Consider the following 26074-nt stretch of genomic DNA (forward strand, 5'->3'; position numbering starts at 1 on the left):
CCTATGATGGCAGAGAAACGCGGACTGGGCCGGGGGCTCTCGGCCCTGCTGGGCGAGGTCGAAGAGACGCCGGTTACGGGCGGTGCCGCCGCGGCGGCCGGCCTGCGCGACATTCCGATCGAGCTGATCCACCGCAATGAGAAGCAGCCCCGCTGGGTCTTCGCGGAGGCTGAGATCGAGGAGCTCGCCGCCTCGATCCGCGAGAAGGGCGTGCTGCAGCCGATCCTGGTGCGCGCCGCCCCCGACATGGACGGCCACTTCGAAATCGTCGCCGGTGAACGCCGCTGGCGCGCCAGCCAGAAGGCCGGCCTGCATGAGCTGCCGGCCCTGGTTCGCGAGCTGGACGACGCCCAGGTCTTGGAGATCGCGGTCATCGAGAACGTCCAGCGCGCCGCGCTGAACCCGATCGAAGAGGCCAGCGCCTATCAGCAGCTGGTCGAGATCCACGGCCGCAGCCATGGCGAGGTCGCCGACGCCGTCGGCAAGAGCCGCGCCCATGTCGCCAATGCGGTCCGCCTGCTGAACCTGCCGCCCGAGGTTCGCGACTATGTGTTGAACGGCCAGATTAGCGCGGGCCACGCCCGGGCGATCCTCAGCGCGCCCGATCCGGTGGCGCTCGCCGAGCAGGTCATCGCCCGCGGCCTGTCGGTCCGCGAGACCGAGGCCCTGGCCCGCAAGGCGGCCGGCGGCCCGGCGCCCGCGCCGAAGTCGGCCAAGGCGCCGCTTGCCAAGGACACCGACACCCAGGCCCTGGAGGTCGACCTGTCGGAGGTGCTGGGTCTCAAGGTCGAGGTGCTCGACCGCGGTGGGGTCGGCGAACTTCGCATCCGCTACGCCACCCTCGAGCAGCTGGACGAGGTCTGCCGCCGGCTCACCAAGGCCTGAAAATCGGGCTTCTGAAATCGCCTCTGTGGCGCACAGAAGCCCGAGAACCGTAGCCGAGTGCGGCCGGTTCGCCAGAACAGCCTGTGGATAAGCGGGTTTTCGGCCCTAACCGGTTCTGGAATCGAGAGAAATCGGAACAGGTACGAGCGGCCGCAAACACCCGATTTTCGGCCCCTGGAGGCCCTAGCCCCACACGCCCCGCCGTGATTTGACAGGCGCGTACAAATACCGCCCTCCCCTCGCCCATCAGGCGGGCGAGAAGCGTTCTCAGTCTTCCTTGGCTGAGAAGGTGCGGTCGCGGACGGCCCGCCACTCATCGGCGTAGTCCGTGTCGCGATAGGCGGGGAAGTAGGGGCCGCCCAGGGTGTAGTGGGCGATCTTCGCCTTGTCCTCGTACGGGTACTCCCCGACCAGCCAGTTCCACTCCAGCGGCAGGCCGCCGATCAGGCTGTCGTCCTCCAGCCATTTGAACTGGTGCAGCTCCAGGCCGGTGGCGGTGTTCACATAGTCGGGCGTCAGCGCCCGGCAGCGGTCGTTGTTGAACAGCATGACGCTCGACCAGTTCTTCTTGGCGTAGCGCGTCTGGACGTTGCCGAGGAACTTCACGTCGCCGCTCGGCTCATAGAGGTGCTTGCAGACCATGACCGCATAGGCCGGATCGGCCAGGGCGAAGAGTTCGGCCAGGTCGGCCCGCACCAGCATGTCGCAGTCCATGAACAGCGACCAACCCTCGTAGTTCGACAGCCAGGGCGTCAGGAACCTGGACATCGAGAATTCGGTGGACTGCAGGGTGTTGCGGTCGCGGGTGAACACCTGGGTCAGGTTGCGCAGATTGATCGGCGTCATGCGGACGGGTTGCGACGCGGTCTCCAGAATGCTCTGGCAAAGGGCGTGGTAGGCGACGATCTCGTTCTTGTCGTAGCCGATATAGATATTGAGCATTCAGACAGACTCTCTTGCAGCGCGGACCGCGGCGGCGACGCGATCGAACGGACCGTTCCAGTCCCCGGGCGTCGTTTGGCGGCATAGTTCCACCGAGCTGTACCAGGGCATGGTCGCTCCCGTCGCGCCATATCGCCACTCCGGCGCGCTCGGGATCAGGGTTAGGCAGCGCTGGCCCAGGGCGCCGGTCAAATGGATCAAGGCGGTCTGGACCGACACCACCAGGTCGAGGCTCATGACCAGGCCGGCTAGGTCCTCGAAATCGTCGATCTCCGACGCCGGAAAGACGGTGACGGCGTCACCGCCTGCCTGCCGCGCCTCGACCGGCGCGGTGTCGCCATACTGCAGACTGACCCAGGTCACGCCCTTGATGGAGATCAAGGTCGCGAGCGCCTCGGGGGACAGGGAACGTCCCGCGGCCCCGGTCAGATCCGTGCCCCCGCGCCAGGACACCCCGATTTTCGGTCTCCCCGGCCCCAGGCGCGCGCGCCACCTGGCGACCACCTCCGGGCTCGGCGACAGATAGGGCGCGCCTGGAAAGGCCGAGCGCCCCTGCCGATAGGCGTAGGCCAGCCCTCCCAGGGGCAGGATTTCGTCAAAGCCGGCCGTCTCCACTGCGCCGAGGCGGTCGAGACCGACAAAGGCGATCTGCGGGAAGGAATGGCGAAACAGGCGCAGGAGCCGGGGATCGCAGACGCAGGTGATCTCCGCCGCGTCCCGCGCGAGATCGACCAGCAGGCTGGCGAACATCACCTGGTCGCCGATCCCCTGCTCCCCCACGACCAGCACCTTGCGGCCTGCGAGATCCGCGGGCGCGGCGCGGATGCGGAGTTGATCGCGCAGGGCCACGAGCCGGGCCGGCGCTGAGCGTCGAAGAAAGCCCTCCCGCCCCCAGCGGTGCTCATAATCGTCCCAGCCCCCGGCGAAATCGCCAGTCATCAGCCGCAGCAGGCCGCGGTGATAACGGCTGTCGGCGGAATCCGGGTCGAGACGGACCGCCTCATCGAGATCGGCCAGGGCTTCTGCGTGACGGCCCTGGGCCTGACGGGCGAGGCCGCGCCCGATCCAGGCCTCGGCGAGCCTCGGCGCGAGGGACAGGGCCTGGCAATAGGCCTGCTCGGCCTCGGCGCTGCGACCCAGACCGGTCAGGGCGTCGCCTCCGTGACGCAAGGCGCGGGGGGCGGCGGGACGGAGGGTGAGCGCCTGTTGCGCGGCGGCCAGGGCGTCGGCGTGTCGCCCCAGGGCGTTCAGGGCCTGGGCCCGGTTGGCGTGCGCCTCGGCCAGGGTGGGATCGAGGGCGACGGCCCGGTCCGCGGACTCGACCGCCTCCTCCGCCCGGTCCAGGGCGCAGAGGGTCTCGGCCCGATTGCACCAGGCGACCGCGTAGTCGGGTTTCAGGGTCAGCGCCCGGTCATAGGCCGCCAGGGCCTCCGCGGACCGGCCGAGCGCCCGCAGGGCCTGGGCCCGATTGCTCACCGTCGGCGCATGATCCGGCGCAAGGGCCAGGGCCTGGTCATAGGCGGCGAGCGCCTCCTCCGCGCGGCCGTCGGCCGCCAACCTCCCCAGCAGGCTGAACACCCCGGGGTGGCGCGGATTGTCCCGGGCGAAACGTCGCGCGGCCTGCTCGGCGGCGGCGAACTGACCCTCCTGCGCCAGCCGGCTCGCCGTCTGGAAGCCGTCCGGGGCCAAGTCAGAGCCCCAGTCGACGGGCCCGGCCGGCGATCTGCAGGGCCAGGCGTTCGGCGATCAGGCTGTCGGGTGATCCCGCGGTCTTGCAGGCCTTGTCGGCGGCGAGCACTTCGGGCTGCAGCTTGTCGAGTTCGGCGAGCGTCCAGCTGCGGGCCTGGCGCAGGAACTCCCGCTCCTGTTTCCAGAACACGCCCGACGCCTTGGCCGCTTCCTGCAGGCCGGCGCCGCTCTTGGCCAGGGTCAGGGTGCGGCGCAACCGGCCGAGATAGGTTCCGATGGCCCGGACGGCGGCGGGACCCGCCTCCCCTTCCTGGGCCGCGCGGCGGAGCCCTTGCTGGGCCTCGCCCAGGCGTCCGCCGAAGGCGTCGGCGGCGGCGTCGGACAGCGAGGCTTCGGGTTCCACGCCCAGGAAGTCCTCAAGGTCCTTGGGATTGGCCGAGATTCCCGAGCCCGGGCCGAGAAACAGGGCCAGGCGCTCGATCTCCTGGCGCGCCACACCGCGTTCCTTGGGCATGCGGGCCACGAACATGGCGAGCGCGTCCGAGGTGAGGGAGACATTGTCCTTGGCCAGGGTCTCGCGGACGAGGCGGGCCACATCCCCAGGCTCATCCTCATAGCAGGGGATGGTCGCGCAGCCCGGCGCCTTCTCGGCGGCCTTGCGCAAGCCCGACTCGCGGCCGAGATTGCCGGCCTCGATGAGGTAGAAGGCGTCGGGATTGAGTTCGCCCGCCATGTGCCGGGCCAGGGCCTCGGCGGCCGTGCGGTCGGGCCCCACCTTGTCGGAGCCGAGCTTCAGCCGCACCAGCCGGCGGCCGCCCATCATCGACTGGGCCGCGAGCTCGCCCTCCAGCCGGCCGGCCTCGGCCTCGATGTCGACATCGGTCAGCAGCGCGGTGTCGAAGGGGTCGTCCGGCCGGTCGCAGACCTTGAGGCTCAGCTGGTTGGCGCGGTCGCGCACCACCCCCATGTCGCGGCCATAGATCAGGGCGGCGCGGATCTCCTTGTCCGGCTGCCCCAGGAAGCGCTCGATATCAGGCCGGCGGCTGAGGATCATCCCCTGCCCTCAGGGCTTCTTGGCCGTCTTCGGCTTGGCGAGCCAGGTGGCGAGCTCCAGCTCGATCTTGCGCGCGGCCTCTTCCGACGCCCGGTCCTGGGCGTCCTGCTGGGCGGCGATCGAGGCATAGGGCTGGTCGGCGGAATCGTAGGTCACCTCGACCCGCACCCGGCCGGTCTTCACCGTCGCGCCGGTGGCGCTGGAGACCAGGGTGTAGACGGCGGTCAGCACGTATTCGTAGCGGGTGGCGACGTTGTCGACCCGCACGCCCCGCGGATAGCGCTGCTCGCCCAGCTGCAGGTCCATGCGATAGGTCGAAGGCGCGCTGGGGTTATGCGCCAGGGCGTCGTCCAGATGCTCGCGGATCAGCTCGCCGACCCGGCCTTCCGGCGTGGTGACATGCACCGAGGACAGCGCGCTGGAGACGCCCGGTGTCGCATAGAGCGGGGTGAAGCCGCAGGCCTGCAGGCTGACGCCCGTGGCCAGGAGGGCGGCGGCGGTCGCCAGGGCGGAGAGCGGGTTTCGGGTCATCATCCTCACGCGGCCACGATGTTGACGATGCGGTCCTTGACCACGATCACCTTGCGGATGGTCAGGCCCTCAAGGCGCCGTGTGATCTCGGGATCGTCAAGCACCAACTTCTCCACATCCGCCGGTTCGGCGCCCGCGGGGCCGAAATCTCGCCCCGGCGCTTGCCATTGACCTGCACCGGCAGGATCCGCACCGCGTCCTCGGTCAGGGCGGGGTCGAAGTCCGGCCAGGGGGCGTTGACCACCATGCCGGTTCCGCCGATCCGCGCCCAGCATTCTTCCGCCAGGTGGGGGGTGAAGGGCGAGATCAGCCGGGCGAAGGCCGACAGGGCCTCGGCGCGGGCGGCCAGCAGGGCGGGGCTCGCGCCCTCCGCCTTGTGCTCCTTCAGGGTGTTCAGGAACTCATACAGCCGGGCGATGCCGGAATTGAACCGGAAGGTCTCGATGGCCTCGGTCATGGCCTTGATCAGCCGGTGCGAGGCGCGGCGGACGGCCTTGGCCGCGTCGTCACCTTCGATGTCGGCGGCGGGCGCCGCTTCGGGCTGACTGTCGAACTCGTCCCAGACCCGGTTGACGAAACGCCAGGCGCCCTGGACGCCCCCCGTGGTCCACTGGGTGTCGCGTTCAGGCGGGCTGTCGGACAGGACGAACAGGCGCGCGGCGTCGACGCCATAGACGTCGAAGATCTCTTCCGGCGCGACCGTGTTCTTCTTGGACTTCGACATCTTCTCGACGTCGCCGATGATGATCTGCTCGCCGCTGTCGACCATGACCGCCCGGCGGATATTGCCCTCGGCGGTGATCTCGACGTCGGCCGGCTCCAGCCATTCGCCGCTCTGACGGCGATAGGTCTCGTGGGTGACCATCCCTTGGGTGAACAGGCCGGTGAAAGGCTCCTTCACGCTCAACATGCCCTCGTCGGACAGGGCGCGGGTGATGAAGCGCGAATAGAGCAGGTGCAGCACCGCGTGCTCCACCCCGCCCACATATTGGTCCACCGGCATCCAGTAGTCGGCCGCCTCGTGGCTGATCGGCTCGGGCGCGGTCGGATCGGTGAAGCGGGCGAAATACCAGGAGCTGTCGACGAAGGTGTCCAGCGTGTCGGTCTCGCGCTGGGCGGGGCCGGCGCAGGTCGGACAGGTGGTGGTCTTCCAGGTCGGGTGCCGCGCGAGCGCGTTGCCGGGCTTGGAGAAGTCCAGGTCCAGCGGCAGGGCGACCGGCAGCTGGTCCTTGGGTACGGCGACCACGCCGCACTTGTCGCAATGGACCACCGGGATCGGGCAGCCCCAGCCACGCTGACGGGCGACGCCCCAGTCGCGCAGGCGGAAGACGGTGGCGCCCTTGCCCGCGCCTTGAGCCTCGATGCGGGCGATGGCCTCGGCCTTGGCCGCCTCGATCTCCAGGCCGTCCAGGAACTGGGAATTGAAGATCTTGCCCGGGCCGACATAGGCCTCGGTTCCGACCTGATAGGTCGCCGGGTCCTCGCCGGCCGGCAGGACCACCGGCTTGACCGGCAGGCCATACTTGCGGGCGAAGTCCAGGTCGCGCTGGTCGTGGGCGGGGCAGGCGAAGATCGCGCCCGTGCCGTAGTCCATCAGGATGAAATTGGCGATCCAGACCGGCAGCTTCCAGTCGGGGTCGAACGGGTGGGCGACGGTCAGGCCGGTGTCGTAGCCGATCTTCTCGGCGGTCTCGATCTCGGCCTCGGACGCCCCGCCCCGCCGGCATTCGGCGATGAAGGCCGCGGCCTTGGGATCGGCGGCGGCGATCTGCTCGGCCAGGGGGTGGTCGGGCGCAATGCCGGCGAAGCTCGCCCCGAACAGGGTGTCGGGACGGGTGGTGTAGACCTCCAGCCCGCTTTCGAACCCGGCCGGAACCTTGTCCGCGAACTTGAACGCGAACCTCAGGCCCTTGGAGCGGCCGATCCAGTTCTCCTGCATGGTCCGGACCTTGTCCGGCCAGCGATCCAGGGTCTTCAGCCCGTCCAGCAGGTCGTCGGCATAGTCGGTGATGCGCAGGAACCACTGGTTCAGCTTGCGCTTCTCGACCACGGCGCCGGAGCGCCAGCCCCGGCCGTCGACCACCTGCTCATTGGCCAGCACGGTCTGGTCGATCGGATCCCAGTTGACGACGCCTTCGCGGCGATAGACCAGGCCGCGCGTCCACAGGTCCAGGAACCAGGCCTGCTGCTGGCCGTAATAGGCCTCGTCGCAGGTGGCGAACTCGCGGCTCCAGTCGATGGACAGGCCCAGCTGCTTCAGCTCGGTCCGCATCTTGGCGATGTTGTCATAGGTCCAGGCGCGCGGATCGACGCCGCGCTCCATGGCCGCGTTCTCCGCCGGCAGGCCGAAGGCGTCCCAGCCCATGGGGTGCAGGACGTTGAATCCCTTGGCCTTCATGTAGCGGGCCTTGACGTCGCCGAGCGCATAGTTGCGCACATGGCCCATGTGCAGACGTCCCGACGGATAGGGGAACATCTCCAGCGCATAGTATTTCGGCCGGCCGCTCGACGGCGGGTCGGCGCGGAAAACGTCAGCCTCGGCCCAGGCGTTACGCCATTTGGGCTCGGTCTCTTTGGGATTGTAGCGGGCCATGGGCAGGCTTTAGCGTGGTTTCAGGGTCTAGGGAAACCAGGCGCGCACGGTAAAACGCGCGGCCCGGCGGGCGGGCGCGCGTTCGACCGGTGTTTGCGTGAAATCGCCCGAACGCGCGGGAGCGTCAGCCCCGGATGTTCGAGAGTCGAAGCTGCCGGGCCCGGGTCAGGATGGCGTTTTCGATATCCGTCTCGGTCTGGCCGGCCGTGGCGGTGTCGACCCAGGTTCCGCTCGCGTCCTTGGACTGCTTGAACACCGCGACCTTCAGGCCGTCAGCGCGCAGGCGCGAGTCCAGGATGTAGACGGTGCACTTGAAGCGCTCGTCCGGCTTTTCCGGATTGGTGTACCAGTCGGTGATCACCGTGCCGCCATAGGGGTCGGCCGAGGCCAGCGGCATGAAGGACAGGGTGTCCAGGGTCGCGCGCCAGAGATAGCCGTTGACGCCGATGGCGGGCTGGTCGCTGGGGGTCGAGGCCTTGCCGCCGCCGCCGCCCATATGGAAAAGGCTGAAGCCGCCCGGCTTCTGGGTCTGGTAGGTCCGGGGTCCCGAACCACTTGAGCAGGCGCCAAGCGTCGCCACGCTCAGGGCCAACACCCCGGCCGCAACGCCCCGCATCCAGACTCCGCGCACAAACGGCATATGTATCCGCTCCCAACAGTTGATCCGCGTCGGTGGTTTCGCCGCGCGGCGCCGCCCCGCGCCGTGCCCTCTATAACAACGGCTCTTGAACCTCCAAACAGGAATCGCGTGGCATGGTCGCCACATAAGCGAGCGAACCGTACCAATGTGACCGGTGCGACGTCTGAACCTGTTGACCCCGCGGTCTGCGGAAGACTAAGCCCAATCGACGGTCTCGCCCGAAACGGCGGGGTCGGGGCTATGGGGGCCCATGAAGGTGGTCATGTCCTACCGGACGGTCATTTCGTTGCTGGGTGCGGCGCTCCTCGCGGGCGCGGCGTCCTCGGCGCATGCCGACTCCGCGAAGAAGACCACCGATTTCACCGTGCGCAGCGACGTTTCGACCCTGGCCCCGCAAGGGACCAAGTCGTTGAAGTGGGACGCGCGCAAGGGGCGCTGGGGGGTTACGCTGAACCTCGACCAACCGGTCGGGCGGGACGCGCAATGGAACGACATTCAGGCCGGCGCCTATTTCCGCGTCACGCCGTCGCTCCGCATCGGCGGGGCCGTGGCCCTGGGCGACAAGGTCGCGCCGAACTACAAGCAGACTGAACCGCAGGACAGCGCGCCGCGGGTCAAGCTCGAGACCGCCTTCAAGTTCTAAGGCCCTCCACGGCCGCTATGCCGATCACGCCCGTAGGCAACAGCCTGCGGGCTGTTTTGTCATTAACCCCGCCCAGGGCGTAGACCGGCGCGATCGCGCGCCGCGCCAGGATCGCCAGTCGGACCGGTCCCAGGGGCGGGCCCGCCGAGGGGCTGCGCGAGGGAAAGATCGCCGAGACCACCAGGGCGTCGGCCCGCACCCGGCTCGCCCGCGGACCGTGGGCGGCCGCCGTGACGATCCAGCCGGGATGGGCGCGCTTCAGCGCTGCGGCCCGATGGGCCAGCCGCTCCGGCAGATGGACGCCGTCCGCCCCGGCCCGGACCGCGAGGCCCGCGTCCGCGCCAATCAGCAGCGTCACGCCCCGGACCCGGGTGATCGCCCTCAGGGCCCGAGCCACCGCAAGGGCGTCCGGCGCCCCGAAGGCGCGATAGACCAGGGCCGCGCCGCGGGGCAGGGACCTGGCCAGAGCCAGGACGTCGGGGGTGCGGCTCGGATCGGTGAAGGCCAGCAGGGCGGGCAGGGGCTTTCGCGCGGCCGCCATGCGCCTTAAGGCTTGCGCCGTCCTCGCCACCGACCAGAAGCCTGAACCCGAAATGTCCGCGTCCCCCGCTCTCGACGACGTGCTCGCCCGCATCGCCCGCGCCGCCGAAGCGGCCGGTCGGGCGCCGGCGGATGTGACCCTGGTCGCGGTCTCCAAGCAACAGGCTTGGGACAAGGTCGCGCCGGTCCTGGCTGCGGGACAGAGGGTGTTCGGCGAGAACCGGGTTCAGGAAGCCATGGAGCGCTGGACCGAGCGCCGGGCGGAGATCGAGCTGCGGCTGATCGGCCCCCTGCAATCGAACAAGGCGCGGGATGCGGTCGCCTTCTTCGACGTCATCGAAAGCGTCGATCGCGAGAAGATCGCCCGGGCGCTGGCCGAAGAGATCCAGAAACAGGGCAAGGCGCCCCGGCTCTATGTCCAGGTCAATACTGGCGAGGAGCCTCAGAAGGCCGGGGTGATCCCGACCGAGACCGACGCCTTCGTCGCCGATCTGCGCAAGACCCATGGCTTCGAGATCGAGGGACTGATGTGCATCCCGCCGGTGGGCGAACCGGCCGGCCCGCACTTCGCCCTGCTGGCCGCCCTCGCCGCACGCAACGGGATCGCGAAACTCTCCATGGGCATGAGCGACGATTTCGAGACCGCCGTCCGCTTCGGCGCGACCAGCGTGCGGGTGGGCTCGGCCCTGTTCGGCGGGCGGGCGCCGGCTGCTCAGGCCTGAACGATCGCCACGGCGTCGCCCGGCCGGGCCTTCTTCAGCAGTTCCAAAAGGTCCTCGCGGGCCAGGGCCACGCATCCTTCGGTGGGCGAATAGCCGTCGCGGGCGATGTGCAGGAAGATGGCCGAACCCTTGCCGGGAACCGGCGGGTCGTCGTTATAGGCCAGGATCCCGATCAGGTCGTAGACATGGTCCTCGCGCCACAGGTGCTCGGCGCTGGCCGGGTAGGGGAGGCGGACCGGGGTGTTGTAGGCCGGGTCGGCCGGGGCGTCGCACCAGCCGTCGTCCGGGCCGATGGCCTGGGCGGGCAGGGCGGTGAGCGGCGGCGGGCCGCGGTCGGGCCGGTAGAGAATGCGCCGGAGCGTCCAGGTCCCCAGAGGGGAGGCGCCGTCGCCCTCGTGCTTGGCCTCCGCCGTCTTCACCCCTCCCTTGCCCAGGGCGCAGCGGGTCCAGCGCCCGTCCAGATCGAAGCGTCCATCTGACATCGCCGTGAAGATCACGCCCTAAGCCCCTCGAAGGATTGGCGGGAAAGCCCGACACGGTGCATGTTTCCGCCCATGGCACAACGCAAGACCCTGCTCGTTGTCGATGACAACGACGATCTGCGCGGCGAACTCGCCGAGCAGCTCGAACTCCATGATGAATTCCAGGTCCACCAGGCGGCGACCGCCACGGACGGCGTGCGCGAGGCCGTGGAGCGGCGGCCGGATCTGATCCTGCTGGATGTCGACCTGCCGGACATGGATGGCCGCGAGGCCTGCCGGCAGATGCGGATCAAGGGCGTCACCTGCCCGGTGATCATGCTCACCGCCGCCGACACCGACGACGACACCATCCGCGGGCTCGACGCCGGGGCCAATGACTATGTCACCAAGCCGTTCAAGGTCGCCGTGCTGCTGGCCCGGATCCGCGCCCAGCTGCGCAGCCACGAGCAGTCGGAGGGCGCGGTCTTCCACCTGGGCGGCTACGAGTTCCGGCCGTCGGCCAAGCTGCTGATCGACCAGTCGCAGAAAAAGATCCGGCTGACGGAAAAAGAGACGAACATCCTGAAGTACCTCTACCGCGCCGGCGAGAAGCCGGTGAGCCGCGAGGAGCTGCTGGCCGAGGTCTGGGGCTATAACGCCGGGGTCACCACCCACACGCTTGAGACCCACGTCTACCGGCTGCGGCAGAAGATCGAGCCCGACCCCTCCAACGCCAAGCTGCTGCTCACCGAGGCCGGCGGCTATCGGCTGGCGCCCTGAGGACTTGATCCGCACCCCGACTATGCGCCCGCTCTGGGCGTAGGCTGACTCGCCCCACGCGGGAGGCGACGCCTATCTTGCCCGTCAAGGCAGGACGTCGGGAGGCGGTCATGGAGCCCATTGTCAGCAGGGCCTGGTCCTGGGGAGAGATCTGGCGGCGCACGCCCGGCCGCCCGCGCCGTCGGCCCCAGACCTCGGAAGACGCCATATTGCTGTTCGGGTTCGCGCTTGGCCTGATCGCCGCGGCCGGCCTGATGCTGGTCGCCTTCGGTCTCGGCGTGGCGGTGGGCTCGGCCGCGACCGGCCTGCACGCGGTCTAGAGCACGAAGTCGGCGCTGACCGGGGCGTGGTCGCTGGGGCGTTCCCATTCGCGGACATCGTCATGCACCCGGGCGGCCGCCGCCCCAAGCCGCAGAGCGGCCTCTTTCAGGCCCGGCGAGATCCAGATGTGGTCCAGACGCAGGCCGCGGTTGGAGGCGCGGAAGTCGGCGGCGCGATAGCTCCACCAGGAGAACAGCTTCTGCGGATCAGGGATCGCCTCGCGGACGATGTCGGTGAAGCCGAGGCTGGACTTCAGCTTCGCCATGGCCTCGATCTCCGGCGGGGTATGGCTGACGGTCTTGAGCATCTGCTTGTGGCTCCAGACATCGTATTCCCCAGGCGCCACGTTCAGGTCGCCGACGATGGCGAGCGGCGCCGACGGATCCCGCCGCGCCATCTCGGCGGTCAGCTTCTCGAAGAAGTCGAGCTTGTGGTCGAACTTGGGATTGGCGGCCCTGTCCGGTATATCGCCGCCGGCCGGGATGTAGAAGTTCTGGATCTCGACCCCGGCGACCTTTGCGCCGATCACCCGGGCGTGGCCCTCACGGCAGACCGCGAGGGCGGGCGCGTCCTCGATCGGCAGGCGCGAGGCGATGGCGACGCCATGCCAACCCTTCTGCCCCGCCAGCCGGATGTGCGGCAGGCCCATCTCCTCGAAGGCCTTTCGCGGGAACTCGGCCTCCTGGCACTTGATCTCCTGCATGCACAGGACATCCGGGGCGTTCTCAGCCACGAAACGGGCGGCCTGTTCGGCGCGCAGGCGGACGGAATTGACGTTCCAGGTGCAGAGGCGAAGGCGCATGCGAGAGGCTTTAGCCTAAAAGAAAACGCCCGGGCACTGGAGAAGCCCGGGCGCAGTGATGTCTCTCATGCCGCGGCCGGGAGGGGATAGGTTCCGGCACGGATCACGCCGGCTCGCACTGGCGTCATGAGTTGCATTAATGCCACTGCAGAATGAAAAGTCAATTAACAAGACGCGAAAACTTGCGTGTTGTTGAATTGTCACATTCGCGCGCGGCCGACTGATTTGGGCCGCGGATCGTTCAGCACGAAGAGCGACGGGGGCAGGCCGGGGGCCTTTTCCAGGTCGACCAGGCGGATGCGCGTGGACATGCCCTGGGCGTCGGTCACCGACCAGCCGACCAAAGCAAAAGGCGTGTTGGAGAAGGTGAGAGTGATCTCGCCCTCGGCCTCCTTCTTGCCGTCGCGGGCGGTCAGCGAAAAGCCGTCGGCCATGCGCGAGACGCTGCGCACGACGATGCCGCGGTCCAGGCGGATCTGCCGGGCCAGGAAGATCGAGAGCGGCGTGGCCATCAGCGGATAGCGGTCGAAGGTCTTCAGGCGGGAATCGGCGATCGAGACATTGGCGCCGTCGGCGACCACCAGCAGGCCGGACGGCGGCTCATAGGCGAAGCGGGCCTTGCCGGGCCGCTTCAGATAGAGCGTGCCCTGGGTCATGGTCCCGCGCATGTCGGTCTGGACGAAGCGGGCCTTGGCCTCGGTCAGGTCCTGCAGATAGGCGGCGGCCTTGTCGACCAGCGCCTTGTCGTCGGCCGACAGGGGCGCGAGCGCGGGCCGTTGGGCGAAGGCGGTCCCGCCGAGCGCCGGCAAGGCGGCCAGGCCAAGGGCGAGATGGCGTCGCGTGAGGCTCATGAACGGGCTCCTTCAGGGCGGACAAATCTACAGGCGCGCGCGGCGTCAATAGGGTGGGGGCGATAACGGCGGGCTGAGCCGGCTGTTCCGGTCCCGTTCAGCGGAAGCCGGAAAGGTCCGGGCCGCGCCCGTTCCAGCCACAGACCCGTTCGAAGGCCTGGGCCAGGGCGACCACCGTGGTCTCGTCGCGCGGCCGGCCCATGATCTGCAGGCCCACGGGCAATCCTTGGTCGGTCAGGCCACAGGGCAGGCTGGCGGCCGGCAGGTCCAGATAGTTGGCGGCGCGGGTCAGGCGCGACATCGGCGACTGGGTCTCGTCGACGCTGGTGAGCGGCGCGGCGACGATCGGGCAGGTGGGGGAGAGGAGGGCGTCGAAGCCCGACAGCCAGACGTGGAAGCGGGCCTGGTCCTCGGTCCGGCGGACATGGGCCGCCGCCAGGGCGTCGTCGTCGATCTCCCGGCCCGCCTCGAAGCGGCGCACGATCCAGGGATCCATGACCGCCCGATTGCGGGCGATATGGCCCTCGCGCACCCGCCAGCCCTCGGCGGCCATGATCGTCCCGTTGAGCTCCAGATAGCTGGCGAAGGGCTCGGGCGGGGCGGCGGTCTCGACCCGAACCCCGGCTTCCCGCAGCCGCGCCTGGGCCTGGGCGTAAAGGCGGGCGACCTCAGGCTCGACCTCGCCCAGGGCCGAAAGCGGCAAGGCGGCGACCCTCAGCCCTTCAACGGGTGTGGCGAGGGCGGCCTCGGCGCTGAAGCCGCCGCGCCCGGCGATCCCGTCATCCGGCCCGGCGATGATCTCCAGGCCGCGGGCGGCCAGGGCGATGCTGCGCGCCAGGGTCCCGCAGGTGTCGAGGCTGGGGGCCAGGTCACGCACGCCCCGGGTCGCGACCAGGCCGCGTCCCGGCTTCAGGCCCACCACACCGCAGGCGGCGGCGGGAATGCGCACCGACCCGCCGGTGTCGGTGCCCAGCGCCAGGTCGCACAGGCCGGCGGCCACCGCGACCGCCGAACCTGAGGAGGAGCCGCCCGGACAGCGATGGGTAGCGGCGTCCCAGGGATTCCAGGGCGCGCCCACCGCCCGGTTGGTCCCCCAGCCGCCATAGGCCAGCTCCACCGTGTGGGTCTTGGCGACCGCGCGCCACCCGGCCTCCAGCAGGCGCTCGACCGGGGCGGCGTGGCGGGCGGGATCGGCGTCCAGGGGAACCCGGCCGCCGCCGCCGGTCGGGACATGGGCGACATCGATCAGGTCCTTGATCGCAAAGCTCGGCCCGTCGCCGGCGCCCAGGGGCGGGTCGAAGACGTGGGTGACGGCGTGCAGGCGGTCCGCCAGATGGGTATCGAAGGCCAAGGTCCGCGCTCCGGTCGAGGGTCCGGCCGCCACCCTGACAGAATCCGACACGCAAGTTGAGTTCGGTCGTGGCGGCCCCGCGCCTAGGCTCGGGCCATGGAACGCGCCTCAGACATCCATCCCACCGCCGTCATCGAGCCCGGCGCCCGGATCGGCCCCGGCTGCCGGATCGGCGCCTATGCCTATCTGGGGCCGCAGGTCGTGCTGGGCGCCGGCAACATCGTGGGGCCGCACGTGGTGATCGAGGGCGCCAGTCAGATCGGCGCCGGCAACCGCTTCCTGCAGTTCGCCTCGATCGGCGCCGGACCCCAGTCGGACGACTGGGCCGGGGAGGCGGGCGCCCTGGAGATCGGCTGCGACAACGTCTTCCGCGAACAGGTGACGGTGAACGCCTCGACGGGGGGGACGCCCACCCGGATCGGCGACCGCAACATGCTGATGACCGCCGCCCATGTGGGCCATGACGCCCGGCTCGGAAACGACATCCATATGGCCAATGGCGCGACCCTGGGCGGCCATGTCCAGGTGGAGGACCAGGCCTGGATCAGCGGTCTGACCGCCGTGCATCAGCATGCGCGGATCGGGGCGCTGGCCTTCGTGGCGGGCGGCGCCATGGTGGTCCAGGACGTTCCGCCCTTCTGCATGGTCCAGGGGGACCGCGCCCGGCTGGCCGGGCTGAACGCCACCGGTCTCAAGCGCTCCGGCCTGGACGCGGCTGCGCTCGCCGCCCTGCGGCGGGCCTATCGCACCCTGTTCCTGCGGGGCGGAGCGCTGGCCGAACGCATCGCCGCGGCGCGGGCCGAGGCGCCCGGCAGCGCCGAGGTCGCGCGCCTGACCGGGTTCCTGGAAGGCTCGGCCCGCGGGGTGATCTGCGCGCCCCGGAAGCCCGCCCTGGCGGCCTGACCTACCAGGTCCAGTCCTTGGCCTCGCCGCGGCAGCCGCCGTCCTTCCAGCCGGTCCAGCCGCGGCCGCGCACCACCCGGCCGGGCCGCGCCGGCGTCGGTTCCCCGCCGACCAGGGCGAGCTGGCCATTGACCACCACCTCGCTGACCCCGGTCGCCAGCTGCTGGGGTTTCTCATAGGTCCCGTGATCGGCGATGGTCGCCGGGTCGAACACCACCAGGTCGGCGAAATAGCCGGTCTTGATCAGGCCCCGGTCGTGCAGGCCGAGATTGTGCGCCGGCTGGGCGGACAGCTTCCGCACGGCGTCGGCCAGGGTCAGGGTCTTCTCCTCGCGCACATACTTGCCGAGCAGGCGGGCGACATTGCCATAGGCGCGGGGATGGGTGCTGGACTTCAGGAACACGCCCTCGGGCGCAAGCGCTCCGGCGTCGGAGCCGAAGCTCATCCAGGGCAGGGCGGTCTCCTTGGCCACATTGGCCTCGGACATCAGGAAATAGACCACCTGCACCCGCGAGCCGTCCTCGATCACCAGGTCGATGGCGGTGTCCTCGACGCCGGTCCCGCGCGCTTGGCGACCTCGCCCAGGGTCTTGCCGGTGAGCGGCTTGAGCGCCGGGTTCTTGAAGCCGACCAGCAGGGTCCCCTCGCCGCCGGCGTGGTGCAGCAGGTTCTCGAAGGCGGGTTTGTCGGCGCGCATCTCGGCCAGGACCTTGGCGCGGGTCGCCGGGTCCTTCAGCCGCGCGATCCATTGCTCCACCCCGCCGGCCTGGACCCAGGTCGGCATGGCCGCATCGAGACCGGTGGAACCGGCCGGATAGACATACATGTCGGCGGTGATCCGCTGGCCGGCGGCGCGGGCGGCCTCAACATGGGCGATGGCGGTGTCAAGCTTGTCCCAGTTGGACCGGCCGCCGGCCTTCAGGTGATAGATCTCGGCCGGGGCGCCGGAGGTCCTGGAGATGTCGATCAGCTCGTCGACCGCCTCGATCAGCCGATCACCCTCGCTGCGCATGTGGCTGATATAGATGCCGCCACAGCGCCCGGCCTCGGTGGCGAGCGCCGCCAGTTCCGGGGTCTTCGCATAGGCGCCCGGCGCATAGATGATCGAGGAGCCGACGCCCATCGCGCCCTCCTCCATCGCCTGGCGGACCAGGTCGCGCATGGCCGCCAGCTGGGACGCGTCGGGCTGCACGTCGCCCTCGCCCAGAACATTGATCCGCGCCGTGGCGGCGCCGATGAAGGAGGCGAGGTTCACCGAGACCCCGCGCTTCTCCATGAACGCCAGATATTCGCCCAGGGTCGACCAGGGGATGTCGAAGCGGATGTCGCCCTGGCGCGCGATCTCATGGGCGCGCATGTCCGGCGTCAGCGGGCCCATGGAGTCGCCCTCGCCCATGACCTCCAGGGTGACGCCCTGCTTCAGGTCGGACAGGCCGCGGCCGTCGGCGATCAGGCTTTCATTGGCCCAGCTCAGCATGTTGATGAAGCCGGGGGCCAGCGCCTTGCCGTGGGCGTCGATCTCGCGGACCGCGCCGCCCGGCGCGTGGGCGCCCACATAGGCGATGCGATCGCCGCGGACGCCGACCTCGCCCCGGAACGGCGCGCCGCCGGAGCCGTCATAGACCTCGGCGTTGCGGATCAGGAGGTCGAAGGCGGGACGGGGGGCGGCGCCCAGGGTCAGGGCGGCGGCGAGCGCAAGGGCGCCGAACTTGAAGGACTGGGTCATGCGGGCTCCGGAACCTGCGGCGACCTTAGACCCTCGCCGGCGTTTGTCAGGTCGCCTCTTCCGGCGCCGCCTCGGAGGCGGGCGCCCAGCGCGACAATGTCTCAAGCAGGGTCGCCGGGCTGATCGGTTTGCCCAAATGATCGTTCATGCCGGCCTCCAGACAGGTGCGGACCTGCTCGGGCAGCACATTGGCGGTCATGGCGATGATCGGGATCGTGCGCGCCTGGGCCTGGGGCAGGGCGCGGATCGCGCGGGTGGCGGACAGCCCGTCCATGATCGGCATCTGAATGTCCATCAGGACGATGTCGAAGGTCCCGTGGGTCATCCGCTCGACCGCCTGAACGCCGTTCTCGGCGGTCTCGATGGCGATGTCGAAGGGCGCCAGCAGGGTCTGGATCAGCTCGCGATTGACCGCCACGTCCTCGACCACCAGCAGCCGGAGCGGTCCGTCAGGCGCCGGCGAGGGCGCCGCCACGGGCTCGTCGGCGTCCTCGGCCAGGGGAAGGGTCAGCTCGAACCAGAAGGTCGAGCCTTCGCCGGGCTGGCTGTCGACCCCGAGCGTTCCGCCCATCAGCTCGATGTTGCGCTTGCAGATCGCCAGGCCCAGGCCGGTGCCGCCATAGCGACGCGACACCGAGGCGTCCGCCTGGGTGAAGCGGTCGAACAGGTGGCCGATCTGATCGGGGGCCACGCCGATCCCGGTGTCGGTGACCTCGACCCTCAGGCGGTCGCCCGCGTCCCCGGCCGGCGTCTGCTCCATGCGGACCCCGACCGAACCGGCATTGGTGAACTTCATCGCATTGGACAGGAAGTTCATCAGCACCTGGCGGATGCGCGCCCCGTCGCCCATCACCGGGCGGGTCTGACCCAGCACCTCAAGCCGCAGATCCAGGCCGCGGCCCAGGGCCTGGTCGGCCAGCAGGCTGGTGACCGAGGCGGCGATCTCCGCGGGATCGAAGGGGTGGGCCTCCAGCTCGGCGGCCCCGGCCTCGAGCTTGGAGAAATCCAGCACGTCATTGACCAGCTCCAGCAGGCTCTGGCTGGCGTCATGGATCAGGCGCGCGTGACGGGCGTCCTCGGGGCCCAGGCGGTCCGAGCGCCCGAGAATGCCGGAGAAGCCGATGATGGCGTTGAGCGGCGTGCGCAGCTCGTGGGTCATATTGGCCAGGAAGTCGGACTTGGCCGCCGCCGCGGCCTCGGCGCGCCGCCGGGCCTCGGTGAGTTCGGCCTCCAGGGCGACGCGGGAATCGATGTTGCGCGACACCGAGATGATCATGGTCTCGGCGTCCGGGCCCTCGCCGGGGATGATGCCGAAATTGGTCTCGACCCAGACCGGATGGCCGTCCCGGTGGACGATCCGGTAGCGCTGGGTCATCTGCCCCCCGGTCTGGGCCAGGCGGGCCAGCTCGCGCGGCACCCAGTCGGCGTCGTCGGGGTGCAGGAAGGTGTAGTTCTGGGTCCGGAACAACTCCTCGGGGCTGTAGCCCATGGCCTTCTCGATGGAGGGCGACAGATAGATCCGCCGGCCGTCCAGGCTGTTGAGCGCGATGACGTCGCTGACATTGTCGGCCAGAACCCGGTACTGGGCCTCGGAGGCCTTGAGCCTGGCCTGGGCCTCGTCGAACTGACGCCGGGCGGCCAGGGCCCGGAACACGCCGTCCGAGGCGAAGACCATGGCCAGGACCAGCATGCCGATCACCGGCAGCATGTGCAGGTGCGCGGGATTGGGCGCGACCGTCAGCCAGGCCAGCAGGGCGAGGCCGGGGATGGCGCCGCCCACGATGAATCCGATCGGCGACTGATAGGCGTTGGTCTCGGTGAAATAGAGGACCGACAGCCACAGGATCGCCGCGACCACCTGGCCCTCCGCGATGCCGGTGGTCCACAGGGCGCCGCCCAGCACCATCCAGGTCGTGCAGCCCTGGGCCAGCATGAACAGGTGGGCGAGGCGCAGCCGTATCCCGGCCTTCTGGCCCTTGAACTGGCGGCGTGTGATCGGCCAGCTGAGGCCCTCGTTCAGGACCAGGACCCCGACCCAGAGGACGCAGATCCAGGGGGCGATCAGCTGGGCCGCCAGGACGGCGACGCAGACCCCGACCGCCAGGCGCACGGCTGTGCCCTCATGGCTGCGCGCCGCGAGCTCATCCAGCCCGTCGTCCAACAGTCGCCTCAAGCCGGCGCTCCTCCCCAAAAGGAGATTAACCCTATTTGTCGCCAGATTGAGGGGTGGTTACCGTCGCGCTGGTTCGCGCGACTAGAACCTTGTTTTTTGCGGCATTTCACCGCTGGGTGGCGCCCGCGCCGGGCTTGACCACCTAGGGCGGCGCCATGGCCGGAACCCGTTGGGGATCCTGCTCGGCCGTGTAGTCCACCCCGCTCAGGCCGAAACCGAAGATCTTCAGGAAGTCGGCGCGGAACCCCGCGAGGTCGGCGAGCTCCGGCAGGGTCTCGGTGGAGATGCGGGCCCAGCGCCGCTTCACCTCGGCCTGGACCGGTTCGGAGAGTTCCCAGTCGTCCAGCCGCAGCCGGCCGGCCTCGTCCAGGCGCGGGGGCCCCGGCAGCGCCGTGCGGAACAGGCGGTCGATCTGCTCGATGCAGCCCTCGTGCAGACCCATCTCCTTCATCACCTTGAACAGCACCACCCCGTAGAGCGGCACGACAGGGATGGCCGAGGAGGCCTGGGTCACCACCGCCTTCAGAGAGACAACCCGGGCTGCGTCCTCGCCATGGCGCGCGCGAAGCGCGGCGGCGGCGCGATCGAGATCCTCCTTGGCCTTGCCCAGGGTGGCCTTCCAATAGATCGGCCAGGTCAGTTCGGAGCCGATATAGGTGTAGCTGAGGGTCTGGAACCCGGGCGCCAGGACCCCGGCCTCGGACAGGGCCGCGATCCACATCTCCCAGTCCTCGCCCCCCATGACCGCCACCGTGCCGGCGGTCTCCTCGGGCGTGGCGGGCGCCAGTTCGGTCTCGAACACCTCGCCCTTGTCGGTGTTGAGCGTCTTGACCGTGACCGGCTCGCCCAGGGGCTTGATGGCCGAGCGGAAGGTCTCGCCGGTCTTGGGATGGGTGCGGACCGGCGCCGCCATGGAATAGACGACGAGGTCGACCTGGCCGAGGTGCTCGGCGATCGCCGCGATGGTCTCGGCCTTCATCCCGTCGGAGAAGGCGTCGCCGTCGAGGGTGATCGCCTTGCGGCCGGCGCGGGCGGCCTCCGCCTCGAAGGCGCGGTTGTTGTACCAGCCGGCGGTGGCGGTCTTGGTCTCGCTGGGCGGCTTCTCGAAGGACACCCCGACCGTGTCCGCGCCGCCGCCGAACGCGGCTGTGATCCGTGAGGCCAGGCCGTAGCCGGCGGAGCAGCCCAGCACGAGGACCCGCCGGGCCATGCCGGGAATCCCGCCCTGGGCGGTCACATGGCCGACCTGCTGGCGAACGTTCATGGCGCAGCCGCCGGGATGGGCGGTGGTGCAGATGAAACCGCGGATGCGTGGCTCGATGATCACGAAGCGCCCCCTCTTGGCAGAGGCGGAAGATACACCGGCGCGGGGTCAGGCCAAGCCTAGGGCGGCGGACCCGCCAGGACCTCGCGCTTGCCCGCGTGGTTCGCCGGGCTGACCACGCCCTCGTTCTCCATGCGCTCGATCAGGGAGGCGGCGCGGTTGTAGCCGATCTGCAGCCGGCGCTGGACGTAGGAGGTGGAGGCCTTCTTGTCGCGGGTGACCACCGCGACCGCGCGATCATAGAGGTCGTCGCCCGAGCCGCCTTCGCCGTCCATGCCGTCGCCGCCGCCCTCGCCGTCCTCGTCGCCGCCGGCCGTGACCTCTTCCAGATACTGGGGCTGGCCCTGGTCGCGCAGGAACTTGGCCACGGCCTCGACCTCGCCGTCGGAGACGAAGGGGCCGTGCAGGCGGGTGATGCGGCCGCCGCCGGCCATGTAGAGCATGTCGCCCTGGCCCAGCAGCTGCTCGGCGCCCTGCTCGCCCAGGATGGTGCGGCTGTCGATCTTGGAGGTGACCTGGAAGGAGATCCGGGTCGGGAAGTTGGCCTTGATGGTGCCGGTGATGACGTCGACCGACGGCCGCTGGGTGGCCATGACCAGGTGGATGCCGGCGGCGCGGGCCATCTGGGCCAGGCGTTGCACGGCGCCCTCGACCTCCTTGCCGGCCACCATCATCAGGTCGGCGACCTCGTCGATCACCACCACCAGATAGGGCATGGGCTTGGGATCGATGCGCTCGCTCTCATAGACCGGGCGGCCTGAATCATCGAAGCCGGTCTGGACGGTGCGCTCGAAGTGCTCGCCCTTGGCCGCGGCCTCCTTGGCGCGCTCGTTATAGGAGGCGACGTTGCGGACCCCGATCTTGGACATCATCCGATAGCGGTCCTCCATCTCGCGGACGGTCCACTTCAGCGCGACGATGGCCTTCTTCGGATCGGTGACGACGGGCGCGAGCAGGTGCGGGATGCCGTCATAGACGGAAAGCTCCAGCATCTTCGGGTCGATCATGATGAACCGGCACTGCTCGGGGGGCAGGCGGTACAGGATCGACAGGATCATGGCGTTGACCCCCACCGACTTGCCGGAGCCGGTGGTGCCGGCGATCAAGAGGTGGGGCATCTTCGACAGGTCGGCGATATAGGGCTCGCCGCCGATGTTCTCGCCCAACGCCATGGGCAGGGCCTGGCTCGCCTTTTCGTATTCCGCGCTGGCCAAGAGGTCGCGCAGATAGACGGTCTCGCGCCGCGCATTGGGCAGCTCGATGCCGATGGCGTTGCGGCCCGGCACCACGGCGACGCGGCAGGCGGCGACCGACATGGAGCGGGCGATGTCGTCGGACAGCGCCACGACCCGGGCCGATTTCACCCCGGCGGCGGGGACCAGCTCATAGAGGGTGACGACGGGACCGGGGCGGATCTGGTCGATCTGGCCGCGCACGCCGAACTCGGCCAGCACGCTCTCCAGGAGCTGGGCGTTCTGGCGCAGGGCGCCCTCGTCGAACTGGGCGGCGCGGGGCTTGGGCCGGGCCAGCATGGCGAGCTCGGGCAGGGCGAAGCCGCCGGTCGGGCGGACGAAATCAAAGGCGCCTTGCGCCTCGCGCAGCTCGCGGCCGGACTCCTTCGGCGTGGCCTTGGGCTGGCGGATCGCCACCGGGGCCGGGGCGGGGGGAAGGTCGGGTTCGTCCTCGTCCGCCATCTCCGGGGCCGGGCCGGCGATGTTCACCGCGGCGGGGATCGGCGCGGGATCCAGGGCGGCGGCGGGAATGCGCGGCTCCGGGTCGGGCTTGGGGCGGCGGGCCGCGGCGGCGCGCGGGGCGCGGACGGGTTCCGGCTCGGGCTCCGGCGCCTCGGCGTGGCGGCGCAGGGTCTCGGCGAGCCAGGTCAGGGTTCCGGTCAGGTCGATGCGGCGGACGCCCAGGGCGAAGCCCAGGCTCCAGAAGGCGCCGGCGGCCAGCAGGGCCGCGGCGATCAGGCGGGCGCCGGGCAGGCGGGCGAAATGCAACAGGGCCGCGACGGCGGCCAGCAGACCGTCGCCCCAGAAGCCGCCGAGGCCCTTGGCCAGCGGCCAGGCGGACGGGGCGGGCGGGGCGGCGAGCAGGCCGGCCAGGGCCAGCAGCCCCAGAACGCCGATCAGGGCGCGGCGGCGGACATGGCCGCGGGTGAGGTCGGGCTCGGGCGAGACGGCGCGATAGAGGCCGAACATCACCATCAGCAGGGCGGCCACGCCGGCGCACAGGCCCAGCGACTGGACACCCACGTCGGCCAGGGTCGCGCCGACGCCGCCCAGGGCGTTCATGGGCCGGGTCAGGGAGGCGGCGTTCAGGCTGGGATCGGCGCTGTTATAGGTGGCCAGCGCCACGGCCAGCGCCACGCCGGAGGCGGCCACCAGACCGCCGCGCAGCCTTGCGGTGGTGGGGTGCGACCAGGCCAGACCTGCGATGTGGAGCCCAAGCTCCAAACCCGTCTTCCGCGCCGCCCGCGCCATACGCCTACAAGCTCCCGTTCTGGAACGCTGATCTATGGCCGCCAGAGGGTTAAGAGGCGTTTACTTCGACTGCGACCGATTGCTCGTCCTGGGCGCCCCCTTCGACGTCCGGGGCCGGGATTTCGGTCAAGTGGCGACAGGCGCCTGAATCCAGATTCCCCTCCGCCGCGATCCGATCTAGGTATCGGGACATGTGGAGCATGCCCCTCAGCGTCCGGAAGGTCGTGGCCGTGATCGTCGCGCTGTGCGCGATCGGCGGCTTCGTCATGGGCTTCGCCAGCGTGCCGGAGAAGAGCCACCTCCCCGGCGAGGGCCTGCCCGGGTCGACCGCCCCGGTGATCGACGCCGAGGACGCCAAGCCCCTGGAGCCGAACGAGCCGCAGGTCGCCGCCAAGCCGGCCGCCTCGGCGGTTGCCAAGACCGACGACGCCAAGAAGGATGAGGCGCCCGATCCGCTCGACGCCGTGGCCGACGCCTCGAAGCTGACCCCGCCGCCGTCGACCGCCACGATCGAGAAGCCGGCGGCCAAGCCGGGCGCCCGACCGGCGGGCGCGGCCGAGGACCGGGTGGGCGATCTGCTCGACGGCATCACCCCGCCGCCGGGCGAGGATCCGCCGCACTAGTCGGTCCGGGTCAGGTCGCGGGTTTCGGCGCGACCTTGTGGGCGGCGAAGTGGGCGAGCATCCGCGCCCAGCCGTCCTTCGCCGCCACAGGATCGTAGCTGGTGCGATAGTCGGCGTGGAATCCGTGCTGGCTGTCCGGATAGACGATGATCTCGCAATCTTTCTTATGCGCCGCGGCCAGGGCCGCGCGCATGGCCTCGATATCGGCCGCGGGAATGCCTTGGTCCTTGCCGGCATAGAGGCCCAGCACCGGCGCATGCAGGTCGGCGACCAGCTGCAGCGGCCATTTGCGGTCCGCTTCGCCCAGGAACTCGGTCGGCTTGGGGGGCGACAGCCGGCCGTACCAGGCGACCCCGGCCTTGAAGTCCTTGAACCGCTCGCAGGCCAGCCAGGCCACGGCCCCGCCCCAGCAGAAGCCGGTGATCCCCATATGGCCGCGGTCGGCGTATTTCTGGTCCTTGAGGAACTTGAGCGTCGCGGCGAGGTCGCCGGTCACCTGGGCGTCCGAGGCGGTGGCGACGATGCGGCGGATCTCATTGAAGTCGCTGATGGTCGAGGGGTCGCCAGCGCGGACGAAGAAGTCGGGGGCGATGGCCACATAGCCGAGCTTGGCCAGCCGACGGCAGGTGTCGCGGATATATTCGTGGATGCCGAACACCTCGCAGACCACGACCACGACCGGGAACCGGCCCTTGGCGTCGGGACGGGCCACATAGGCCGGGACCTGGCGGTCGGCGGCCGGCAGCAGCACGGTCTCGCAGACCAGCCCATGGTCGTCGGTGCGGATCGGCTCGGCCTGGGCCGAGAAGGCGTAGACGGCGTAGCCGCCGAACGCGGCGAGCCCCAGGCTGCGACGCGAGAGGCGCAGGTCCTCCGGGCGGGTCCCTTCGGGGCGGGTGAGGGTGATCATCTGCGGCGTCCTTCGGCTGGGGACGGGACTCTGAGGCCAAGCCTGATCCCTGTCAAAACGTCGCGCCGGACCACCCGTTCTGGTGTTGCGATAAGACGCCGCACATCCCTGTCGACGCCCCTCGAGCGTCTCCATAACCGCCTGTATTTCTTAGTGTTTGCAGAATACCCCTAAAATGAGTGTAGTCTTTGGCGCCCAGTATGGGCGCCCCCGGCGCCCTGTTAAATGGTCCTTAAGCCGCGCGGTCCGCAGTGCATCCATACGACGTTCATAGAACGCCGATCCCTATGACCGCATGGACGCGCGCCCCCTATGTCTTTCCGCATCGCCCACGCCACCCGCGCTTTGGGTGTCTTCCTGATCCTGAGCATCATCGCCCTGTGCGCGGTGTCCTGGTTCGCCCTCGAGCAGGTGCGGATCGGCAGCCGCGCCTATACCCAGATCGCCGACACCAAGGACCTCACCGCCGACATCCTGCCCCCGCCGCTCTATCTGGTGGAGTCCCACCTCGCGGTGCAGGAGATCGAGGGCAATCCGGCCGTTCTGACCGAATACCGGCCCAAGCTCGATCGCATGCGCAAGGATTTCGACGAGCGCATGGCCTATTGGCGGACCCGGCAGGTCGATCCCAAGGTCGCCAGCATCCTGTTCGACCGGTCCGACAAGGCCGCCAAGGCCTTCTGGACGGCGGTCGACACACAGCTCATTCCGGCGGCTCAGGCCAATGATCCTGTCGCCATGGCCGCGGCTGGAGCGGCTGTCGATGCGGCCTATGAGGCTCAGCACAGCGCCGTAGAGGACATGGTGCCCCTGCTGGCCGATGACGTGAAGGCCGCGGAGGCCCGCGCCGCCAAGGCCATCCAGTTCAACCGTCTGCTGATGCTGGGCGCCGGCCTCCTGATCGGCGTCGCCTCCATGCTGGCCCTGCGCGCCCTGCGCGGCCGGGTGGTCACGCCGATCGAGGCCATGACCCGCTACATGGTCAAGCTGGCGGCCGGGGACTATGCGCAGGAACCGCCCTACGCCGCGCGCGATGACGAGGTCGGCGACATGGCCAAGTCCGTGGCCGTGTTCCGCGAAGGGGTGCTGGAGCGCCGGGCTCTGCGCCAGTCCCAGGATGAGGCGGAA

24 protein-coding genes and 1 pseudogene are annotated in these 26074 nt (G+C 69.8%); 8 read left to right on the forward strand and 17 right to left on the reverse strand.

What is annotated here, in order from left to right:
- Positions 1 to 3: 3 nt before the first annotated feature.
- On the forward strand, positions 4 to 885 hold the full coding sequence (locus MQH10_RS20120) for a ParB/RepB/Spo0J family partition protein (protein WP_242565767.1): 882 nt from the start codon (positions 4 to 6) through the stop codon (positions 883 to 885).
- A 267-nt stretch (positions 886 to 1152) separates the two neighbouring features.
- Here MQH10_RS20120 and MQH10_RS20125 read toward each other — a convergent pair whose 3' ends face one another.
- The 6 genes and pseudogenes from MQH10_RS20125 to MQH10_RS20150 form a co-directional block, all read right to left on the reverse strand.
- The gene (locus tag MQH10_RS20125; protein ID WP_242565768.1) at positions 1153 to 1827 is read right to left on the reverse strand and encodes a glycosyltransferase family protein; all 675 of its coding nucleotides are present in this window, start codon (positions 1825 to 1827) and stop codon (positions 1153 to 1155) included.
- Positions 1828 to 3516: a tetratricopeptide repeat protein gene (locus MQH10_RS20130; protein ID WP_242565769.1), complete on the reverse strand. Its 1689-nt coding sequence runs from the start codon at positions 3514 to 3516 to the stop codon at positions 1828 to 1830. It lies immediately after the preceding gene.
- 1 nt (position 3517) lies between these two features.
- Positions 3518 to 4570, reverse strand: coding sequence for a DNA polymerase III subunit delta (gene holA / locus MQH10_RS20135; protein ID WP_242565770.1), 1053 nt, complete (start codon positions 4568 to 4570; stop codon positions 3518 to 3520).
- Positions 4571 to 4579: 9 nt separating this feature from the next.
- Positions 4580 to 5104, reverse strand: a complete 525-nt coding sequence (lptE, locus tag MQH10_RS20140; protein ID WP_336605137.1) for an LPS assembly lipoprotein LptE — start codon at positions 5102 to 5104, stop codon at positions 4580 to 4582.
- Between the two features lie 2 nt (positions 5105 to 5106).
- Positions 5107 to 7694 (reverse strand): annotated as a pseudogene (gene leuS, locus MQH10_RS20145) (leucine--tRNA ligase).
- A gap of 124 nt (positions 7695 to 7818) precedes the next feature.
- Positions 7819 to 8334, reverse strand: coding sequence for a DUF3576 domain-containing protein (locus tag MQH10_RS20150; RefSeq protein WP_242565771.1), 516 nt, complete (start codon positions 8332 to 8334; stop codon positions 7819 to 7821).
- A 262-nt stretch (positions 8335 to 8596) separates the two neighbouring features.
- Between MQH10_RS20150 and MQH10_RS20155 the strand changes: the two genes are divergently transcribed.
- Complete coding sequence (locus MQH10_RS20155; protein ID WP_242565772.1) at positions 8597 to 8977, forward strand: NtrZ family periplasmic regulatory protein; 381 nt, start codon at positions 8597 to 8599, stop codon at positions 8975 to 8977.
- Here MQH10_RS20155 and MQH10_RS20160 read toward each other — a convergent pair.
- Positions 8967 to 9518 (reverse strand): thiamine phosphate synthase, encoded by a 552-nt coding sequence (locus tag MQH10_RS20160; RefSeq protein WP_242565773.1) that lies wholly within the window; start codon positions 9516 to 9518, stop codon positions 8967 to 8969. The genes MQH10_RS20155 and MQH10_RS20160 overlap by 11 nt on opposite strands.
- 52 nt (positions 9519 to 9570) lie before the next feature.
- On the opposite strand from MQH10_RS20160, the gene MQH10_RS20165 reads away from it, so the two are divergent.
- Positions 9571 to 10239, forward strand: a complete 669-nt coding sequence (locus MQH10_RS20165) for a YggS family pyridoxal phosphate-dependent enzyme (protein ID WP_242565774.1) — start codon at positions 9571 to 9573, stop codon at positions 10237 to 10239.
- Here MQH10_RS20165 and MQH10_RS20170 read toward each other — a convergent pair.
- The gene (locus tag MQH10_RS20170) at positions 10230 to 10721 is read right to left on the reverse strand and encodes a L,D-transpeptidase family protein (RefSeq protein ID WP_272887050.1); all 492 of its coding nucleotides are present in this window, start codon (positions 10719 to 10721) and stop codon (positions 10230 to 10232) included. The two genes, MQH10_RS20165 and MQH10_RS20170, sit on opposite strands and share 10 nt — an antisense overlap.
- Positions 10722 to 10793: 72 nt before the next feature.
- Here MQH10_RS20170 and MQH10_RS20175 point away from each other — a divergent pair, with 72 nt between their 5' ends.
- Together MQH10_RS20175 and MQH10_RS20180 are read left to right on the forward strand one after the other, a co-directional pair.
- On the forward strand, positions 10794 to 11480 hold the full coding sequence (locus MQH10_RS20175) for a response regulator transcription factor (RefSeq protein WP_242565791.1): 687 nt from the start codon (positions 10794 to 10796) through the stop codon (positions 11478 to 11480).
- Between the two features lie 110 nt (positions 11481 to 11590).
- Positions 11591 to 11800: a hypothetical protein gene (locus MQH10_RS20180; protein WP_242565776.1), complete on the forward strand. Its 210-nt coding sequence runs from the start codon at positions 11591 to 11593 to the stop codon at positions 11798 to 11800.
- Here the strand turns inward: MQH10_RS20180 and xth are convergent.
- The 3 genes from xth to MQH10_RS20195 form a co-directional block, all read right to left on the reverse strand.
- The gene (gene xth / locus MQH10_RS20185) at positions 11797 to 12603 is read right to left on the reverse strand and encodes an exodeoxyribonuclease III (RefSeq protein ID WP_242565777.1); all 807 of its coding nucleotides are present in this window, start codon (positions 12601 to 12603) and stop codon (positions 11797 to 11799) included. The two genes, MQH10_RS20180 and xth, sit on opposite strands and share 4 nt — an antisense overlap.
- 200 nt (positions 12604 to 12803) lie before the next feature.
- Positions 12804 to 13454: a LolA family protein gene (locus tag MQH10_RS20190; protein ID WP_242565778.1), complete on the reverse strand. Its 651-nt coding sequence runs from the start codon at positions 13452 to 13454 to the stop codon at positions 12804 to 12806.
- Positions 13455 to 13551: 97 nt separating this feature from the next.
- Positions 13552 to 14805, reverse strand: coding sequence for an amidase (locus tag MQH10_RS20195; protein WP_242565779.1), 1254 nt, complete (start codon positions 14803 to 14805; stop codon positions 13552 to 13554).
- 96 nt (positions 14806 to 14901) lie between these two features.
- On the opposite strand from MQH10_RS20195, the gene lpxA reads away from it, so the two are divergent.
- Positions 14902 to 15708 carry an acyl-ACP--UDP-N-acetylglucosamine O-acyltransferase gene (gene lpxA / locus MQH10_RS20200; RefSeq protein ID WP_242565780.1) on the forward strand — a complete coding sequence of 269 codons (807 nt, stop codon included), beginning with the start codon at positions 14902 to 14904 and terminating at the stop codon, positions 15706 to 15708.
- A 1-nt stretch (position 15709) separates the two neighbouring features.
- Here lpxA and MQH10_RS20205 read toward each other — a convergent pair whose 3' ends face one another.
- The 5 genes from MQH10_RS20205 to MQH10_RS20225 form a co-directional block, all read right to left on the reverse strand.
- Positions 15710 to 16237 (reverse strand): amidohydrolase family protein, encoded by a 528-nt coding sequence (locus MQH10_RS20205; RefSeq protein WP_242565781.1) that lies wholly within the window; start codon positions 16235 to 16237, stop codon positions 15710 to 15712.
- The gene (locus tag MQH10_RS20210; protein WP_242565782.1) at positions 16234 to 17433 is read right to left on the reverse strand and encodes an N-acyl-D-amino-acid deacylase family protein; all 1200 of its coding nucleotides are present in this window, start codon (positions 17431 to 17433) and stop codon (positions 16234 to 16236) included. The genes MQH10_RS20205 and MQH10_RS20210 overlap by 4 nt, the downstream gene beginning before the upstream one ends.
- 46 nt (positions 17434 to 17479) lie before the next feature.
- Positions 17480 to 19606, reverse strand: coding sequence for a hybrid sensor histidine kinase/response regulator (locus MQH10_RS20215; RefSeq protein WP_242565783.1), 2127 nt, complete (start codon positions 19604 to 19606; stop codon positions 17480 to 17482).
- A gap of 142 nt (positions 19607 to 19748) precedes the next feature.
- The gene (fabV, locus tag MQH10_RS20220) at positions 19749 to 20933 is read right to left on the reverse strand and encodes an enoyl-ACP reductase FabV (protein ID WP_242565784.1); all 1185 of its coding nucleotides are present in this window, start codon (positions 20931 to 20933) and stop codon (positions 19749 to 19751) included.
- Between the two features lie 56 nt (positions 20934 to 20989).
- Positions 20990 to 23413: an FtsK/SpoIIIE family DNA translocase gene (locus tag MQH10_RS20225; protein WP_242565785.1), complete on the reverse strand. Its 2424-nt coding sequence runs from the start codon at positions 23411 to 23413 to the stop codon at positions 20990 to 20992.
- Positions 23414 to 23613: 200 nt separating this feature from the next.
- Here MQH10_RS20225 and MQH10_RS20230 point away from each other — a divergent pair, with 200 nt between their 5' ends.
- Positions 23614 to 24036, forward strand: a complete 423-nt coding sequence (locus MQH10_RS20230; protein ID WP_242565786.1) for a hypothetical protein — start codon at positions 23614 to 23616, stop codon at positions 24034 to 24036.
- A gap of 10 nt (positions 24037 to 24046) precedes the next feature.
- On the opposite strand, the gene MQH10_RS20235 is transcribed toward MQH10_RS20230, so the two are convergent.
- Positions 24047 to 24946 (reverse strand): dienelactone hydrolase family protein, encoded by a 900-nt coding sequence (locus tag MQH10_RS20235; protein WP_242565787.1) that lies wholly within the window; start codon positions 24944 to 24946, stop codon positions 24047 to 24049.
- Between the two features lie 312 nt (positions 24947 to 25258).
- On the opposite strand from MQH10_RS20235, the gene MQH10_RS20240 reads away from it, so the two are divergent.
- Positions 25259 to 26074: HAMP domain-containing protein (locus MQH10_RS20240; RefSeq protein ID WP_242565788.1), on the forward strand; the 816-nt coding region annotated here is incomplete at its 3' end.

This window comes from Phenylobacterium aquaticum (genome assembly GCF_022695515.1).
GTDB classification, from domain to species: Bacteria; Pseudomonadota; Alphaproteobacteria; order Caulobacterales; family Caulobacteraceae; genus Phenylobacterium; species Phenylobacterium aquaticum.

Excerpts from the sequence above, each read along its gene's own strand:
- MQH10_RS20170 (WP_272887050.1), bottom strand. The coding sequence starts at position 10,721 with ATGTCAGATGGACGCTTCGATCTGGACGGGCGCTGGACCCGCTGCGCC.
- MQH10_RS20230 (WP_242565786.1), top strand. The coding sequence starts at position 23,614 with ATGCCCCTCAGCGTCCGGAAGGTCGTGGCCGTGATCGTCGCGCTGTGC.
- MQH10_RS20125 (WP_242565768.1), bottom strand. The coding sequence starts at position 1,827 with ATGCTCAATATCTATATCGGCTACGACAAGAACGAGATCGTCGCCTAC.
- lpxA (WP_242565780.1), top strand. The coding sequence starts at position 14,902 with ATGGAACGCGCCTCAGACATCCATCCCACCGCCGTCATCGAGCCCGGC.
- MQH10_RS20165 (WP_242565774.1), top strand. The coding sequence starts at position 9,571 with ATGTCCGCGTCCCCCGCTCTCGACGACGTGCTCGCCCGCATCGCCCGC.
- MQH10_RS20155 (WP_242565772.1), top strand. The coding sequence starts at position 8,597 with ATGTCCTACCGGACGGTCATTTCGTTGCTGGGTGCGGCGCTCCTCGCG.
- MQH10_RS20120 (WP_242565767.1), top strand. The coding sequence starts at position 4 with ATGATGGCAGAGAAACGCGGACTGGGCCGGGGGCTCTCGGCCCTGCTG.
- MQH10_RS20175 (WP_242565791.1), top strand. The coding sequence starts at position 10,794 with ATGGCACAACGCAAGACCCTGCTCGTTGTCGATGACAACGACGATCTG.
- MQH10_RS20180 (WP_242565776.1), top strand. The coding sequence starts at position 11,591 with ATGGAGCCCATTGTCAGCAGGGCCTGGTCCTGGGGAGAGATCTGGCGG.
- MQH10_RS20160 (WP_242565773.1), bottom strand. The coding sequence starts at position 9,518 with ATGGCGGCCGCGCGAAAGCCCCTGCCCGCCCTGCTGGCCTTCACCGAT.
- MQH10_RS20225 (WP_242565785.1), bottom strand. The coding sequence starts at position 23,413 with ATGGCGCGGGCGGCGCGGAAGACGGGTTTGGAGCTTGGGCTCCACATC.
- MQH10_RS20235 (WP_242565787.1), bottom strand. The coding sequence starts at position 24,946 with ATGATCACCCTCACCCGCCCCGAAGGGACCCGCCCGGAGGACCTGCGC.
- MQH10_RS20190 (WP_242565778.1), bottom strand. The coding sequence starts at position 13,454 with ATGAGCCTCACGCGACGCCATCTCGCCCTTGGCCTGGCCGCCTTGCCG.
- holA (WP_242565770.1), bottom strand. The coding sequence starts at position 4,570 with ATGATCCTCAGCCGCCGGCCTGATATCGAGCGCTTCCTGGGGCAGCCG.
- MQH10_RS20150 (WP_242565771.1), bottom strand. The coding sequence starts at position 8,334 with ATGCCGTTTGTGCGCGGAGTCTGGATGCGGGGCGTTGCGGCCGGGGTG.
- xth (WP_242565777.1), bottom strand. The coding sequence starts at position 12,603 with ATGCGCCTTCGCCTCTGCACCTGGAACGTCAATTCCGTCCGCCTGCGC.
- MQH10_RS20210 (WP_242565782.1), bottom strand. The coding sequence starts at position 17,433 with ATGACCCAGTCCTTCAAGTTCGGCGCCCTTGCGCTCGCCGCCGCCCTG.
- lptE (WP_336605137.1), bottom strand. The coding sequence starts at position 5,104 with ATGATGACCCGAAACCCGCTCTCCGCCCTGGCGACCGCCGCCGCCCTC.